General features: G+C 41.3%; 10 protein-coding genes. 2 read left to right on the plus strand and 8 right to left on the minus strand.

Annotated elements, in window-relative coordinates; translation table 11 throughout:
* Positions 1 to 7: 7 nt before the first annotated feature.
* The 5 genes from parE to nudF all read right to left on the minus strand — a co-directional run bounded on the left by parE (position 8) and on the right by nudF (position 4,761).
* Positions 8 to 1,894, minus strand: a complete 1,887-nt coding sequence (gene parE, locus QQJ93_RS10635) for a DNA topoisomerase IV subunit B (RefSeq protein WP_089122244.1) — start codon at positions 1,892 to 1,894, stop codon at positions 8 to 10.
* A gap of 206 nt (positions 1,895 to 2,100) precedes the next feature.
* Positions 2,101 to 2,718, minus strand: coding sequence for an esterase YqiA (gene yqiA / locus QQJ93_RS10640; protein WP_431313592.1), 618 nt, complete (start codon positions 2,716 to 2,718; stop codon positions 2,101 to 2,103).
* Between the two features lie 39 nt (positions 2,719 to 2,757).
* Complete coding sequence (gene cpdA / locus QQJ93_RS10645) at positions 2,758 to 3,582, minus strand: 3',5'-cyclic-AMP phosphodiesterase (protein ID WP_089122243.1); 825 nt, start codon at positions 3,580 to 3,582, stop codon at positions 2,758 to 2,760.
* Between the two features lie 52 nt (positions 3,583 to 3,634).
* Complete coding sequence (locus QQJ93_RS10650; protein WP_089122242.1) at positions 3,635 to 4,057, minus strand: DUF1249 family protein; 423 nt, start codon at positions 4,055 to 4,057, stop codon at positions 3,635 to 3,637.
* Positions 4,058 to 4,134: 77 nt separating this feature from the next.
* Positions 4,135 to 4,761: an ADP-ribose diphosphatase gene (gene nudF, locus QQJ93_RS10655; RefSeq protein WP_089122241.1), complete on the minus strand. Its 627-nt coding sequence runs from the start codon at positions 4,759 to 4,761 to the stop codon at positions 4,135 to 4,137.
* Between the two features lie 230 nt (positions 4,762 to 4,991).
* Between nudF and tolC the strand changes: the two genes are divergently transcribed.
* Complete coding sequence (gene tolC / locus QQJ93_RS10660) at positions 4,992 to 6,347, plus strand: outer membrane channel protein TolC (protein WP_089122240.1); 1,356 nt, start codon at positions 4,992 to 4,994, stop codon at positions 6,345 to 6,347.
* 274 nt (positions 6,348 to 6,621) lie between these two features.
* Here tolC and hldE read toward each other — a convergent pair whose 3' ends face one another.
* On the minus strand, positions 6,622 to 8,052 hold the full coding sequence (gene hldE / locus QQJ93_RS10665; protein ID WP_089122239.1) for a bifunctional D-glycero-beta-D-manno-heptose-7-phosphate kinase/D-glycero-beta-D-manno-heptose 1-phosphate adenylyltransferase HldE: 1,431 nt from the start codon (positions 8,050 to 8,052) through the stop codon (positions 6,622 to 6,624).
* A gap of 131 nt (positions 8,053 to 8,183) precedes the next feature.
* Complete coding sequence (gene glnE / locus QQJ93_RS10670) at positions 8,184 to 11,042, minus strand: bifunctional [glutamate--ammonia ligase]-adenylyl-L-tyrosine phosphorylase/[glutamate--ammonia-ligase] adenylyltransferase (protein WP_089122238.1); 2,859 nt, start codon at positions 11,040 to 11,042, stop codon at positions 8,184 to 8,186.
* A 113-nt stretch (positions 11,043 to 11,155) separates the two neighbouring features.
* On the opposite strand from glnE, the gene QQJ93_RS10675 reads away from it, so the two are divergent.
* Positions 11,156 to 11,911 (plus strand): ion transporter, encoded by a 756-nt coding sequence (locus QQJ93_RS10675; RefSeq protein ID WP_284186085.1) that lies wholly within the window; start codon positions 11,156 to 11,158, stop codon positions 11,909 to 11,911.
* Between the two features lie 345 nt (positions 11,912 to 12,256).
* On the opposite strand, the gene QQJ93_RS10680 is transcribed toward QQJ93_RS10675, so the two are convergent.
* Positions 12,257 to 13,780 (minus strand): CYTH and CHAD domain-containing protein, encoded by a 1,524-nt coding sequence (locus QQJ93_RS10680; protein ID WP_089122237.1) that lies wholly within the window; start codon positions 13,778 to 13,780, stop codon positions 12,257 to 12,259.
* Positions 13,781 to 14,055: the final 275 nt, after the last annotated feature.

Here is a 14,055-nt window from a genome sequence, read left to right on the forward strand (position 1 = left end):
AAAGGGCTTATAGCTCTACGTCTGCTTGATCACCGTAGGCTTGTAGCCAATTACGACGGTCTTCCGCACGCTTTTTACCTAGTAGCATATCCATCATCTCCATGGTTTGCTCATCGTCATCAACGGTTAATTGCACTAAGCGACGAGTATTAGGATCCATGGTTGTTTCACGAAGTTGTAGTGGGTTCATCTCACCCAAACCTTTAAATCGCTGCACGTTAATTTTGGCTTTTTTATTGCTTAATCGCTCTAAAATGCCATCTTTTTCTGCTTCGTCTAAGGCATAGAATACTTCTTTACCACAGTCGATACGGAACAGAGGAGGCATGGCAACATAAACATGGCCAGCACGAACGAGAGATTCAAAATGGCGCATAAATAGCGCACAGAGTAATGTAGCAATATGCAAACCATCGGAGTCCGCATCGGCAAGAATACAGATTTTGCCATAGCGTAAACCATCAAGATTGTCTGTATCAGGGTCAATACCCAATGCTATAGAAATATTATGGACTTCATCAGAGGCAAGAACTTGGTCTGAAGACACTTCCCAAGTATTTAAGATTTTACCACGCAGCGGCATGATCGCTTGAAATTCACGATCTCGAGCTTGCTTGGCTGAACCCCCTGCCGAATCCCCTTCCACTAAGAAAAGTTCGGTACGGTTTAAGTCTTGTACTGAACAATCAGTTAATTTGCCTGGTAGTGCTGGACCTGAAGCCACTTTTTTACGAACCACTTTTTTACTGGCACGCATACGACGGTGGGCATTAGCAATGCAAGACTCAGCCAGCAACTCCGCAATTTGCGGTTTTTCATTAAGCCATAAACTAAAGGCATCTTTGACTACACCAGAAACAAAAGCCGCCGATTGACGAGAAGATAAACGCTCTTTAGTTTGACCAGCAAATTGAGGATCTTGCATCTTGATCGACAGTACATACGCACAGCGATCAAAAATATCATCACCCGTTAACTTCACTCCGCGTGGCAGCAAGTTGCGGAATTCACAAAACTCACGCATGGCATCAAGTAAGCCTTGGCGTAAACCATTAACGTGAGTACCACCTTGAGCCGTTGGGATCAGGTTAACGTAACTTTCAGTAATTAAATCGCCACCTTCTGGTAACCAAATAATCGCCCAATTAGCTGCTTCGGTTTGCGCAATAAATTCACCAGTGAAAGGCTCTTCAGGCAACGCAGGGAAGCCTTTCACCCCTTCGACTAGGTAATCTTTCAGGCCATCTTCATAGAGCCATTTATGAGTTTTATCATTCACTTTATCGATAAACTCAATTTCAAGACCTGGGCATAACACAGCTTTCGCTCGTAAGTTATTCACTAAACGGCTAACAGAGAAATTACCGGAATCAAAATACGAAGCATCTGGCCAGAAATGAACACTGGTTCCAGTATTACGACGACCACAAGTACCTGTAACTTCAAGTTCAGAGACTTTATTACCGTTTTCAAATGCGATTTCATACACTTGAGCATCACGTTTAATGGTCACTTCTACCCGTTTGGATAAGGCATTCACTACAGAGATACCTACCCCGTGTAAACCGCCTGAGAATTGGTAGTTTTTATTTGAGAACTTACCACCAGCATGCAATTTACAGAAAATCAGCTCCACTCCTGAAATTTTCTCTTCTGGGTGGATATCAACTGGCATGCCTCGACCATCATCAGTCACTTCGATCGATTGATCAGCATGGAGCGTCACTTGCACTTTAGATGCATGACCAGCTAAGGCTTCATCGACACTGTTATCTATAACTTCTTGCGCCAGATGGTTTGGACGTACGGTATCGGTATACATCCCCGGGCGACGGCGAACCGGCTCGAGTCCATTTAGGACCTCAATCGCACCAGCATTATATTGTTCAGTCATAATAAAAAGATATTCTCAAAAAAGATGGTAGCCATTTTGGCATACGAACGATGTCACATGGTATTGATTGGAAATATACTCTGTATCCCCACATACAATGTCAAGTTAAGCCACAAAGCCAAATTTAGACACAAAGAAAGAAAGGATTCTATAGTTATCCCCAAACAACCTCAAGATACGAGTGTCACACGGTAAGGGCAAACACACTATAGTTGCAAAAACTCAATAATTTGTTGTGGGTAGCGTTCAAAATCCACAAAGCTATGATCACCACCGACTTCAACAGTTGAACGACTATGCTGATATTTTTCTACCGCTTGGCGATAATCGAGCACTTCATCGCCTTCTTGCTGTAACAACCAAAAATCTTGTGGCGTTCTAAGGCTTGCTACTTCAAGTGCTTTAAGTTCTAAAATATGTTTTTGTTCTAATACGTAATGTTGTTGAGTGTAAGGGTTGGTTTGTTGGCCAAGGAAATTTACTAGTAACTCATAAGGACGAACCGCTGGATTGACCACGACCGCTCGACAACCATATTTATCATTAAGCCAAGTGGATAAGTAACCACCTAGTGAGCTACCAACTAAACCAATATTATAATCTCGCTGATGGTTACTCACAAAAGCATCGATGTAGTCGGCAGCACGTTTAGGAAAATGAGGAAGTTGTGGGATTTCGAGCTTAATATCAGGGCGATGTTGCTGACAATATTGGCGAATAACATTGGCTTTATGGGAGCCGGGAGAGCTATTAAAGCCATGTAAATACAGCAACATTGAAGGTTTAGACACGATACACTCCTCAGTTATTGATTGAGGTCCCATTGTACACTTATGTACAGTTAAATAATATTAAGGGGATCGTTAATATCCTTGCGCTTCAAAGTTTGGTAAGAACTCCTCTCCCTCTAACCGATACACTTTAGTATCAAGCTGACCGTTGGCCTTTAAAATCAAAGAACGCCATCCTGGAGCCACTTTATCAAGAGCGAAATCATTCGATTGTGGTTTAAATTGGATGCAAGTCGATGGACTCGTCAGCACCTCTACACCTTGATGAACTTGATGGAAATCTTGATGAACATGACCGCATAATACCGCTTTCACATAATTGAACGGCTCTAGTATTTTCCAGAACGCATCACTGTTATGTAAGCAGTGCTGATCAAGCCACTGGCTACCAACCAATAATGGATGGTGATGTAATAATACTAGGCTAAAGCGATCAGGGTATTCCGATAGGCAATCCGATAGATATTGCAGTTGCTGCTCAGTCAAAAATCCATGTGGACTTCCTTCTGCTTGGCTATCTAGTAAAATAACTTGCCAATACTTGCCAACCAGCAGATGCGTATCTTGTTGAATTTGGGTAGAAGGATAAACACTTTTCATGCTTGGCTGGTAATCGTGATTGCCCGGCAACCAATAACAAGGCTTCTTCAAAGGAGCAATACATTGCTCAAAATTGGCATAAGAAGCGTCCGTATGATCTTGTGATACATCCCCAGTCATAATCAAAGCATCATAATCGAGTGCTTGATTTTCAATATCAGCAACCACAGCAGAAAAGCTACTTAAGGTATTAACACCAAGCAACTCCCCTTCGTCCTCGGCAAAAAGGTGGGTATCAGTAATTTGAACCAAGGTTATATCGTCACGATCTGATTCAATATAGTTTGGTTCAATCATATTAGAAGAATCTTTTTTCAAGGCTGCTAACTCAAATATACAAGGGTTGAAATTAATAAATTGGGGCGCGGCTAATTCCGTGCCTTAAACAAAAGCTTAACCACTCACCAAGGAATTGGTTTACTTGGAACTTTTCATCTTTTTGCATCATTTTTTTATTAGGATAATCATAACGTGCTTCTACCCGAGAAATCTGCTCACTAGCACACACTTCCGCAACTCGGGCATCATGATATAAGCGAACTTGCATACGTGGCAGTGGGAATACTGGACGAGCATCACATTGACAAACATCCACTAATGTCGTGTAACGGGTGATCTCTTTAACTTCTAATTGATAAGCCATTTGCGAAACTTGATACGAACGCGTATCTCCTACCGTAGGCTCAAACGGCAGTAAAGAATTCATTTTGGCATAATTGGTTTCATACACTCGCATTAAACCTGCCAGATCAACATGATACGCTTTTTGCATTAATAACCTTAGTAACCTTTTTTAGAATATTTTTAGTCATCAAAATATTAAGATAGTTCATCGACTATAGGAGCCTTTTATTCACTCCAACGAAGCTTGAGCTTTTGATGATTTAACTCTAACCATAGTAGAGCAATGATAGTGGCACCATTTTCAATCACACCAGATTCGACCAGCTGATAAGCTTTCTCACGACTCATTACGTGCACTTGAATATCTTCACCCTCGTCATCAACCCCGTGAACACCAGACGCTAAATTGGCATCTACTTGACCAATAAACACATCTAAAGTTTCAGAGCAGCCGCCAGATGAAGGATAATAGTGGCTAATATGCTCTATCTCTCCGATTTCAATGCCCGCTTCTTCTTTGGCTTCACGCCGAACAACTTGCTCTAGTGGCTCATCCTTATCATTGATACCAGCAATAATTTCTAGCTGCCAAGGTGATGAGTGCTCTAGTGCACCAACTCGAACTTGCTCGATTAACACCACTTGGTCACGCTTAGTATCATAAGCTAGTAAAGCAGCAGCATGCCCTCGCTCAAACATTTCACGAACAACCGGCTGGCTCCAGCCACCAGCGAATAAACGGTGCGTAAAAGTGTATTTCACTACTTTAAAAAAACCATTAAATACAGTTTCCTTGCTCTCAATTTGAACGTCACTAGGCTGAAAAAGCGACTTAAATGGTTTAAAGTTCATCGTGAAACTCCTTTTTATCGGCTCAGTGATCTAATCACGATAGTAATCAATCAACAAGCGTTGTTATAAATTTATTTGATAAACATTGAGTTTTTTTTAATTTTCACTTAATTTATTATCCAAATGGATAGTAAGTGGTAAAATAGTGTAAAAGTTTGCATAACATTCTAGTTACTTAGGTTACAATCTAAGCCATGTTGTCTATTAATTTTATAAGCGGGAAAAGAACCATGAAAAAACTGCTTCCACTTATCATTGGCCTGACTTTAGGTGGCGTTCACCTTGCACACGCTGATGATCTGGCAGAGATTTATAATCAAGCAAAAGAAAATGATCCTCAATTATTACGTTCAAAAGCTGATCGTGACGCCTCTTTTGAAGCGATCGAATCAAGCCGCGGTGACCTTTTACCTCAAATTAATTTGACTGCGGGTTACAATATCAATCGTAATATTAATAACCACACCGGCTCTCACTCTGTATCAGGCTTATCAGCAAGTTCACCGACGGAACAAAATGCCTTCACAGCAGGCGTGGATTTCTCTCAAGAATTATATCGTCGTGACAGCTGGGTTAATTTAGATATTGCAGAGCAAAATGCTCGCCAACAAGATTCAGCATACGCAGCAGAGCAACAAGCAATGATCTTGCGTGTTTCTCAAGCTTACTTTGACGTATTACAAGCACAAGATAACCTAACCTTTATCCAAGCGGAAAAGAAAGCGGTAGGCCGTCAACTTGAACAGACCAAACAACGTTTTGAAGTAGGCCTATCTGCCATCACTGACGTACATGATGCGCAAGCGCAATACGATAGCGTATTGGCCGATGAAATCTTGGCAAAAAATAACGTAACGAATAGCTATGAAGCGCTACGTGAGATCACCGGACAAGATCACAAAGATCTAAGCGTATTGGATACCAAACGTTTCTCTGCCAATGTGCCACAAACTAACCAAAATACATTGGTTGATGAAGCTCAACAGAAAAACTTAGATCTATTAACGGCTCGTATTGCTCAAGACATTGCCAAAAGCAACATATCTTTAGCCCAGTCAGGCTACACACCATCACTGACATTAGATGGTGGTTATCAATATTCTGATATTGATGAACATAATGACCACACAGCATCAAGAAACTACACCAGTAACGATTACAACATCGGTGTGAATTTAGTGGTTCCACTGTATCAAGGTGGCTCAACTAGCGCCGACGTGAAAACTGCGCAATACCAATACGTATCAGCAAGTCAGCAACTAGAAGCGACTTACCGTAACGTAGTGAAAAATGTTCGTGCATACTACAACAACATTAATGCTTCGATTGGTTCAATCCGTGCTTACGAGCAGTCTGTGGTTTCAGCTAAGTCAGCTTTAGAAGCGACGGAAGCAGGCTATGAAGTTGGTACTCGTACTATCGTTGATGTGCTAGATGCAACACGTCGTCTATATGATGCAAACCGTCAACTTTCTGACGCTCGTTACAGCTATGTAATCAGTGTGCTTCAACTAAAACAAGCGGTAGGTACATTGAGCGAGCAAGATATTCTGGATATCAATGCAGGTCTTAAACGTCCATCATAATACCAATCAAATTAATTAGGTGACCAGAAATTGCGTAGAAAAAAGCTTCGAAAACAAGGCATAAATTTTGAGTAAGTAGTTGCTCTACAACCAAAATTTATAACACAGTTATCGAAGCTTTTAGCAAGCAAAAATGATCAAATAATTAATGCGATTGGTATAAACTCTGATCTGACAACAATCAGAGCTTTTTGATTCTCGCTTAAATAAAAACGCCACTTCAAGTTGAAGTGGCGTTTTTGTATCTCTTATTTGTTGCTAAAAGTAGAAAAAATTAACCTTTACCACCTTTAATTGCATTAATAATCTCTGAAGTTGAGCAACCATCTTCAAAATTTAATACTTTCACTTCACCACCATCAGCGATCACTTCTTCACCACCAGCAATCTCTTCCGGCTTATAATCGCCGCCTTTTACAAGAATACTTGGTAGTACTTCTGAGATTAAGCGTTGTGGCGTATCTTCACTAAATGGTACAACCCAATCAACGGCACCAAGCCCCGCTAATACCGCCATACGACGGTCAGTTGGATTGACCGGACGACCAGGTCCTTTTAGACGTTTAACTGACTCATCGGTATTCACCGCAACGATTAACTTATCGCCAAGTTCTGCGGCATGATTTAAATATGACACATGACCCGCATGCAAAATATCAAAGCAACCATTGGTCATTACAACTTTCTCACCACGAGCACGTGCGCGTTTCACAGCTTCAATCAGCGCTGATTCACTAATCACACCAAAATCGGTATCTTTACTACCATGAATCGCCTCTGCTAATTCAATGGTTGATAGTGTTGAAGTGCCAAGTTTACCAACGACAACACCAGCAGCTGCATTGGCTAATGCACAAGCTTCTTTTAAATCTTTGCCTGCAGCAACCGAAGCGGCTAATACTGAAATAACCGTATCACCAGCGCCCGTCACATCAAACACTTCTTGCGCTTGAGTTGGCAGGTGGAATGGTTCTTCACCACGACGAAGAAGCGTCATACCGTGCTCACTACGAGTCACCAAAAGCGCTTCGAAATCAAACTCTTCAATAAGCGCTAAGCCTTTTTCTACTAAGTCTTGTTCATTCTTTGTTTTGCCGACTACCAGTTCAAACTCAGATAAGTTTGGTGTTAATAGTGTTGCGCCACGGTAACGTTCAAAGTCCGCACCTTTAGGGTCAATAAAAACTGGAACATTCGCGGCTTTCGCTTGTTTAATCATGGTTTGCACATCATCTAATGCACCTTTACCATAATCAGACAAGATCAGTGATTTTACTTGGGGTAGATATTGCGCCATACGCTCAAGTATTGGCTGAGAATCAACCTCTTCAAAGCTATCTTCAAAATCTAAACGAATCAATTGCTGGCCACGGCTCATCACTCGTAACTTAGTAATCGTCGGTAAATTCGGTACTGTGACAAAATCACAAGTAACATTTAATGACGATAGCTTTTGATTTAACACCTGGGCGGGCTCATCTTCACCAGTTAAACCAACTAATTTTGCATTACCACCTAATGCCGCGATATTCATTGCAACGTTTGCTGCACCACCCGGTCTTTCTTCATTATTTTCAATTTTAACTACCGGTACAGGTGCTTCAGGCGAAATACGACCTGTTGGGCCATACCAGTAACGGTCTAGCATCACATCACCAATGATCAATACACCAGATTGGGCATAATCGGGCAAAATAGGTTTCATACTGTTCTCCATGCTTAATGGTCTTAGCTATTACCCGCCATTAAGACAAAATTAACTTTATTATGTCGATAATATCACAGGCTTATATGCCCAAGTAACTCAAGTTGCATATTTCATTCACTGAGCTTACTTCAGTGAGTGTGCTGAGCAAACCAATGTTGCCAATGAGCTATCACACACTCTCTTTGCTCAATAAAAAGCGAATCATCAACATCTGCATCTAAGTTTAGCAAGTTTCTATGATGTGTCTCATTACGCAAGCAAGTATAAGCTTCCGTCAGTTGTTGACTGTCCTCCTCACTCATTAGTCCTTGCTCAAAGGCTTTCTCTAAAATACGCACATTATCCGACCATTGCGTTAAAGGCGAATAAGTGTGGCTATGCTGTAACACTAAATACTGCACTAAAAACTCAATATCGGTAATGCCCCCTTTATCTTGCTTAAGCATAAAGCGCCCCGGTTTCTTGGCACTTAAGTGCTCACGCATTTTTTCTCGCATATCGGTAACTTCTTGACGTAATTTATTATTATCTCGCGGTTGCGTGAGCACGTTATGTCTAATTCGGCTAAAGCTTTCTGCTAATAGAGAATCACCATAAATCATCCTAGCTCGTACCAATGCTTGATGTTCCCAAGTCCAAGCTTGTTGTAATTGATACTCTTCGAAGGTTTCTGTAGCACAAGCCAACAAGCCTGAAGCGCCAGATGGACGTAAGCGGGTATCCATTTCATATAAAATTCCCGATGGCGTTCTTACGGAAAAAATATGCACAATTCGTTGCGCTAACCTTAAGTAAAACTGACGACCATCAATTTCTTTTTGTCCTGTGGTATAGACGTTAGTTGGGCAGTCATGCAAAAACACGACATCAAGATCTGAGTTGTAACCCAGCTCCCAGCCGCCAACTTTGCCATAACCAATGACCGCAAAGCCTCGTCCTTCTCTATCGGCTAAATGGCTCGGCTCACCGTATTTTTCTGTCAATTGCAACCATGCTTGCTGTACTACTGCATCAACAATCGCTTCAGCCAAGTAAGTTAAGTGATCACTTACTTTCATCACAGGAAGCACTCCCGCTATATCAGCAGCAGCAATTCGCAAAATGCAAATCTGCTTAAATTGACGCAACGCTTCCATTTGCTGTTCCATATCATCTTCTGGAATGCGCGCTAGAAAATCTCGTAATTCAGAACGATATTGATGCAACTCAATCGGGTTATACAGTTGCTGAGGATCGATTAACTCATCGAGCAAAATAGGATAACGGCCTAGCTTTTCCGAAATCATCGGACTTGCGGTACATAAGCGCACGAGTTGCTTTAACGCACCAGGATGTTCTTCCAACAATTCTAGATAGGTGGTTCGAGTAACTATTCGGTTAAGTAGATGCAATACTCTCGCCAAACCAAACTGGGCATCTTTATGTGTTAAAACGGCTTCAAAGACTTTAGGCATTAAGCGAACAAGCACTTCACGTCCACGTGGGCCAAGCGTCTTTTTAGCTAAATCTTGCTTAAAACGCACGATCACTTCGGCTAAAGACGCGGCATGCTCTGAGCCGACATCTTGCTGTAAGATCGTTTCTAACACATCGACTTCACTGGCCATATCCCACATTTCAACAAGGTGTGGCGCAACTGAATCCTCTGATTCCTCTTCCTCTCCAATCAGATCAATAAAGATCTGGTGAACATTTTGCATATGTTGGAAGGTCATTTGCATTAATTGATCCCAGTCAGACGTCGACATAGCAAAGGCTAGCCGCTGCTGATCAAGCTCATCATCAGGCAAGGTTTGGGTTTGTTTATCACCAATCGCCTGCAATAAATTTTCAAGGCGACGTAGAAATAGATAGGATTCAATTAAGGTTGCCACTTCATGTGACTCAAGCAAACCAAGCTCATCAATCGCCGTTAAGGTTTCTAGCAAACCACGTCCTTGTAAGCTAGGCTCTCTCCCACCACGAATCAACTGAAAAACCTGAACGATAAACTCAATTTCACGAATCCCTCCCGCGCCAAGCTTAATGTTATTGCTCAAACCACGACGACGAACTTCTGCGCTTATCATCGACTTCATTCGGCGCAGAGATTGGATCGCACTAAAATCAATATAACGGCGGAATACAAACGGTCTGAGCATCTGACGAAGTTCCTGGTATTGAGGATACATTTCACATCCCATCACGCGAGCTTTCACCATCGCATAACGTTCCCAATCTCGCCCTTGTTCTTGGTAATAATCTTCTAGTGCTGCGTAACTCATCACCAATGGACCACTTTCCCCAAATGGACGTAATCGCATATCGACTCGATAACAAAAACCATCAAACGTGGTTTGATCAAGCGCTTTGATCACTCGTTGGCCTAGACGAGTAAAAAACTGAGCATTATCTAAAGTGCGACGCTTACCTTGAGTCTCGCCATTTTCTGGGTAGGTAAAAATCAAATCAATATCAGAAGAAAAGTTCAACTCCCCACCGCCGAGTTTTCCCATACCAATAATCAACATAGGCTGGGCTTCCCCTTGCGCATTGCATGGTGTTCCCCACTCTTCACAACATGCTTTGTATTGCCATTGATAAGCTTCAACAATCATTGCCTCCGCCAACATAGACAAGTGTTGTAGGCTCGTTTCTAGAGGCCATTGTTGTAAAAAATCACGCCAAGCAATGATCACCATCTCTTGACGGCGGAATAATCTTAGTTGATGCAAAAACTCGATTTCATTGGCACATTGCTCCAACCGTTGTTGCAACTCTTGGCGATAACTATCAGCACGTTTTTGTACTTTAAGTAGTTGAGGCAATTGTTCGAGTAACGTCTCATCGCTCATCAGTGATTCATTAATAAAATCGCTTAGACCTAAAACAGTTTCGAGTTGCTGCTTTTCGTCTTGTGACCAATCTTCTAAGCTATTTGAATGACGCTCAAGCAATGTAGTGAATGCAGAATCAGAAAGGGCTTGTAGCGCAGCAGGCAAACTCATAGAAACTCCTTGTTTCATTAATAGACCATTATATTGGTCGTTTATCTTGTGCATGATAAAGTGCAGATACTTTGTTTTATTCTACGTTAGAAATCAATTAATAAGGAAACACCATGCTTAAGGTGCATAATGGCTCCGATTTTAAACCAATGAGCTTAATGTCATTATTGCTTTCGTTTATCTCAGTTGGCATTGTCATTTATTTGCTCCTGTTTCTAGTCGACCAAGAAACTCGCCATACCTTATTAGGAATAGATACCGCTATTTGTGTTCTCTTTTTACTGCAACTAACCATTGATTGCTGCCGCTCGGAACACAAATTAGACTATTTAAAATCCCATTGGCTGGATATCATCGCCAGTATTCCTTTCATTGAAATTCTTCGTATTGCTCGGATCTGGCATATTGTCAGAATGTTATCTCTATTCCGATATAGCACCTCTTTTATTAAGCAAGTGAAACAGAACCGTAAAGAGGCAACCTTAGCGACTATCTTCACTTTATTGATCATTTTAGTCTGCAGTAGTTCTATTTTTATGTTGATGTTTGAACGTGATGCGATTAATAGCAACATTCATACTGCTGGAGATGCCTTATGGTGGAGTTTAGTCACAATATCTACCGTTGGTTATGGGGATTATTATCCTGTTACCTTTGGTGGCAAAGTGCTAGCCACCGCAATGATTATCTGTGGGGTGGGGATATTCGGTATGATTTCTGGTTTGATCACATCCATCTTAACTTTACCGGTAAAAACCGAAGCGGAAGATAATCATGTGCTGCAGCAATTGCTGTCTCAGCAACAAACTATGCTCGACAAAATAGAACATTTAGAGCAACAGCTACAACAGAAGAGTCGTGATCAATAACTTCAATCACTTATACCCAAGTGACCTCAAGATGCAGAATTCAGAACTATCATCCAAGTCTTTAGACAAGGAAGATTTATGCGGAATGTAAGCACCTTTCAAGTAAATCTGACACAGGCTAAGGGCTTGGATGAAGCTCCCGAAGGGCAAGTTAAAACAAGCTTTATGCTGCGTTAAATTGAACAGGGATAGAATGACTATGATCATATTCAATTTGCCTTGCCTAAAACTTGTTTTATTCTTGCTGAAACTCGCATCTTGAGGTTACTTGGGTATAAATAGTAAACAAATAGAGATAACAAAGGGATCGAAAGATCCCTTTGTTATTTATAGGCAAATCAACGCTTAATTATAGCGATGCCAATAAGGAGCAGCTTCAATACAACGAGCACGAGTTTGCTCCATGGCGTGCAAGATCGACATTTCTTGACGCCTTATCCAACGCTCTAACTGTTCTTGATCGGATTCTTCAAGCTCGGGCAATAGCTGTTGTAATGGTTCTAAGGTCAATAAATCATCAATACCTTCCAGTAAGTCTACCCAAGGCAAGCGAAATTGTGTTCTCAGTTCTAAATCGAACAAGTAAGCGAAAGCCAATCCAGTAAATAAGTTACGTCTTAAGCGAGATTGTTGGTCGATATAGTCTTGACGCGATAACTCCCGCTCGACTGGGAAGACTTCGATTAACTCAGCCCAACTGCGATCCAGTTGCTTCATCGCAAAAGGTTTAACGTCTTGCGCCATTTTTTCACGCGCTTTGTCGTCTAAAAATGGCTGCCAGCCTTTCGATAAAATCCAACGGCTTAAATCTAGCAACACTGCAGTATAACGAGCAGATTCAAATAACTTTAAAATCAACTCTGAACTAGGCAAGGCTTCTTTTTGTTCATTGAGTACCGCGACAAGTTGCTTTTGACAATCCAGCTTACGTAAGGTGTAACCTTTATCTTCGGTTAAGTCCTCTAAATATTGAGAAGCTTTTAACCAAGATAACTCTTCTTCTAACCATTTGAATTCTTGACGTAATAAAGCACTAGCACGACGAGGGATGATCCCACCATAAACCGCGAACAACTGGCGAATAAAGTGAATCGCATAATCTATTTGTTCTAATGCCTCTACCGTTTGTTGCTCGCAGTAGATTTGCTCATGATAATGCCAATGTGACAAACCATGCTCCAGTGATTGAACAAAACATTCTTCAACGCTGAATTTAGGATCAGTTTCAATTAAAGCGAAATCTAACACCGGATCAGATACATAGTTTTGTGCCAAACGATAGCCACGAGCTGCTTTACTTAAATTGCCTAAACGCATGCCACCTTGGTCGGATAAAAGACGCGCTAAAGTAAACAAAGATTCGGTTTGCCCTGACTTAAGCTCTAACTCTACTTCACAAATCGGCGATTGTTGCTCACCGGCAACGACGACACCTTGATCGAAAGCCACTTCTATTTGGCTTCCATCTGGCATACTCAATAACCATTGCTCTCTTTCAAAATTAGTTGCGAAGAGTGGGACAATTTGCTGTTGTAATACTGATACATCGCGCCCTTCAGGCCAAATATCATCTGGGTGAAGTAATAGGTTTGGCTCATTACTAGAATGTTCAGCATTGTATTCTGGGCGCTGATGTAATCCTGCTACCACTCGACCAGAAGTTTTCACTGTTTGAACGTACACACCATCGCTTTGACGAATCCGTAAACCGATATCATGGTCGCGTAACCAAGAATCGGCGGTATCAAAATAAATATTGCCAAGTTCTTTGCAGCTATGCTGAAGGACTTTAGCCTCGGAAATTTTTTGCTTTAATATATCGGAGAAATCAGGTGAAACAAAAAACTTAAGTTCTATCTCGGTTTCCATAATGATACCTATTATTAGGGTCTGTTGACCTTAGCTACCCAGAAAGGATATTGCGGAATTGAATAGTGAGCAAGAGAGAAATATATACCCAAGTAACTTCAACATGTAAATTTCTGCATATTGAGGTTACTTGAATGCCAATCACAAAAATATGATCTGCAGATAACATGATCTAAAATAGTATTAATGCTTTTCAGATTAAGTTAACATGCGCGACTTTATAGCACAGTCCAGTATTTGAGCTAAAGTTAAGCCAAATGTCCCATGGGTTATAT

It is taken from the genome of Vibrio algivorus, assembly GCF_030161215.1.
Taxonomy (GTDB): Bacteria; Pseudomonadota; Gammaproteobacteria; order Enterobacterales; family Vibrionaceae; genus Vibrio; species Vibrio algivorus.

Bases quoted from the DNA above. Each gene is read 5' to 3' on its own strand.
- QQJ93_RS10650 (WP_089122242.1), bottom strand. From the start codon at position 4,057: ATGCAAAAAGCGTATCATGTTGATCTGGCAGGTTTAATGCGAGTGTAT.
- nudF (WP_089122241.1), bottom strand. From the start codon at position 4,761: ATGAACTTTAAACCATTTAAGTCGCTTTTTCAGCCTAGTGACGTTCAA.
- parE (WP_089122244.1), bottom strand. From the start codon at position 1,894: ATGACTGAACAATATAATGCTGGTGCGATTGAGGTCCTAAATGGACTC.
- QQJ93_RS10675 (WP_284186085.1), top strand. From the start codon at position 11,156: ATGCTTAAGGTGCATAATGGCTCCGATTTTAAACCAATGAGCTTAATG.
- QQJ93_RS10680 (WP_089122237.1), bottom strand. From the start codon at position 13,780: ATGGAAACCGAGATAGAACTTAAGTTTTTTGTTTCACCTGATTTCTCC.
- hldE (WP_089122239.1), bottom strand. From the start codon at position 8,052: ATGAAACCTATTTTGCCCGATTATGCCCAATCTGGTGTATTGATCATT.
- cpdA (WP_089122243.1), bottom strand. From the start codon at position 3,582: ATGATTGAACCAAACTATATTGAATCAGATCGTGACGATATAACCTTG.
- tolC (WP_089122240.1), top strand. From the start codon at position 4,992: ATGAAAAAACTGCTTCCACTTATCATTGGCCTGACTTTAGGTGGCGTT.
- yqiA (WP_431313592.1), bottom strand. From the start codon at position 2,718: ATGGGACCTCAATCAATAACTGAGGAGTGTATCGTGTCTAAACCTTCA.
- glnE (WP_089122238.1), bottom strand. From the start codon at position 11,042: ATGAGTTTGCCTGCTGCGCTACAAGCCCTTTCTGATTCTGCATTCACT.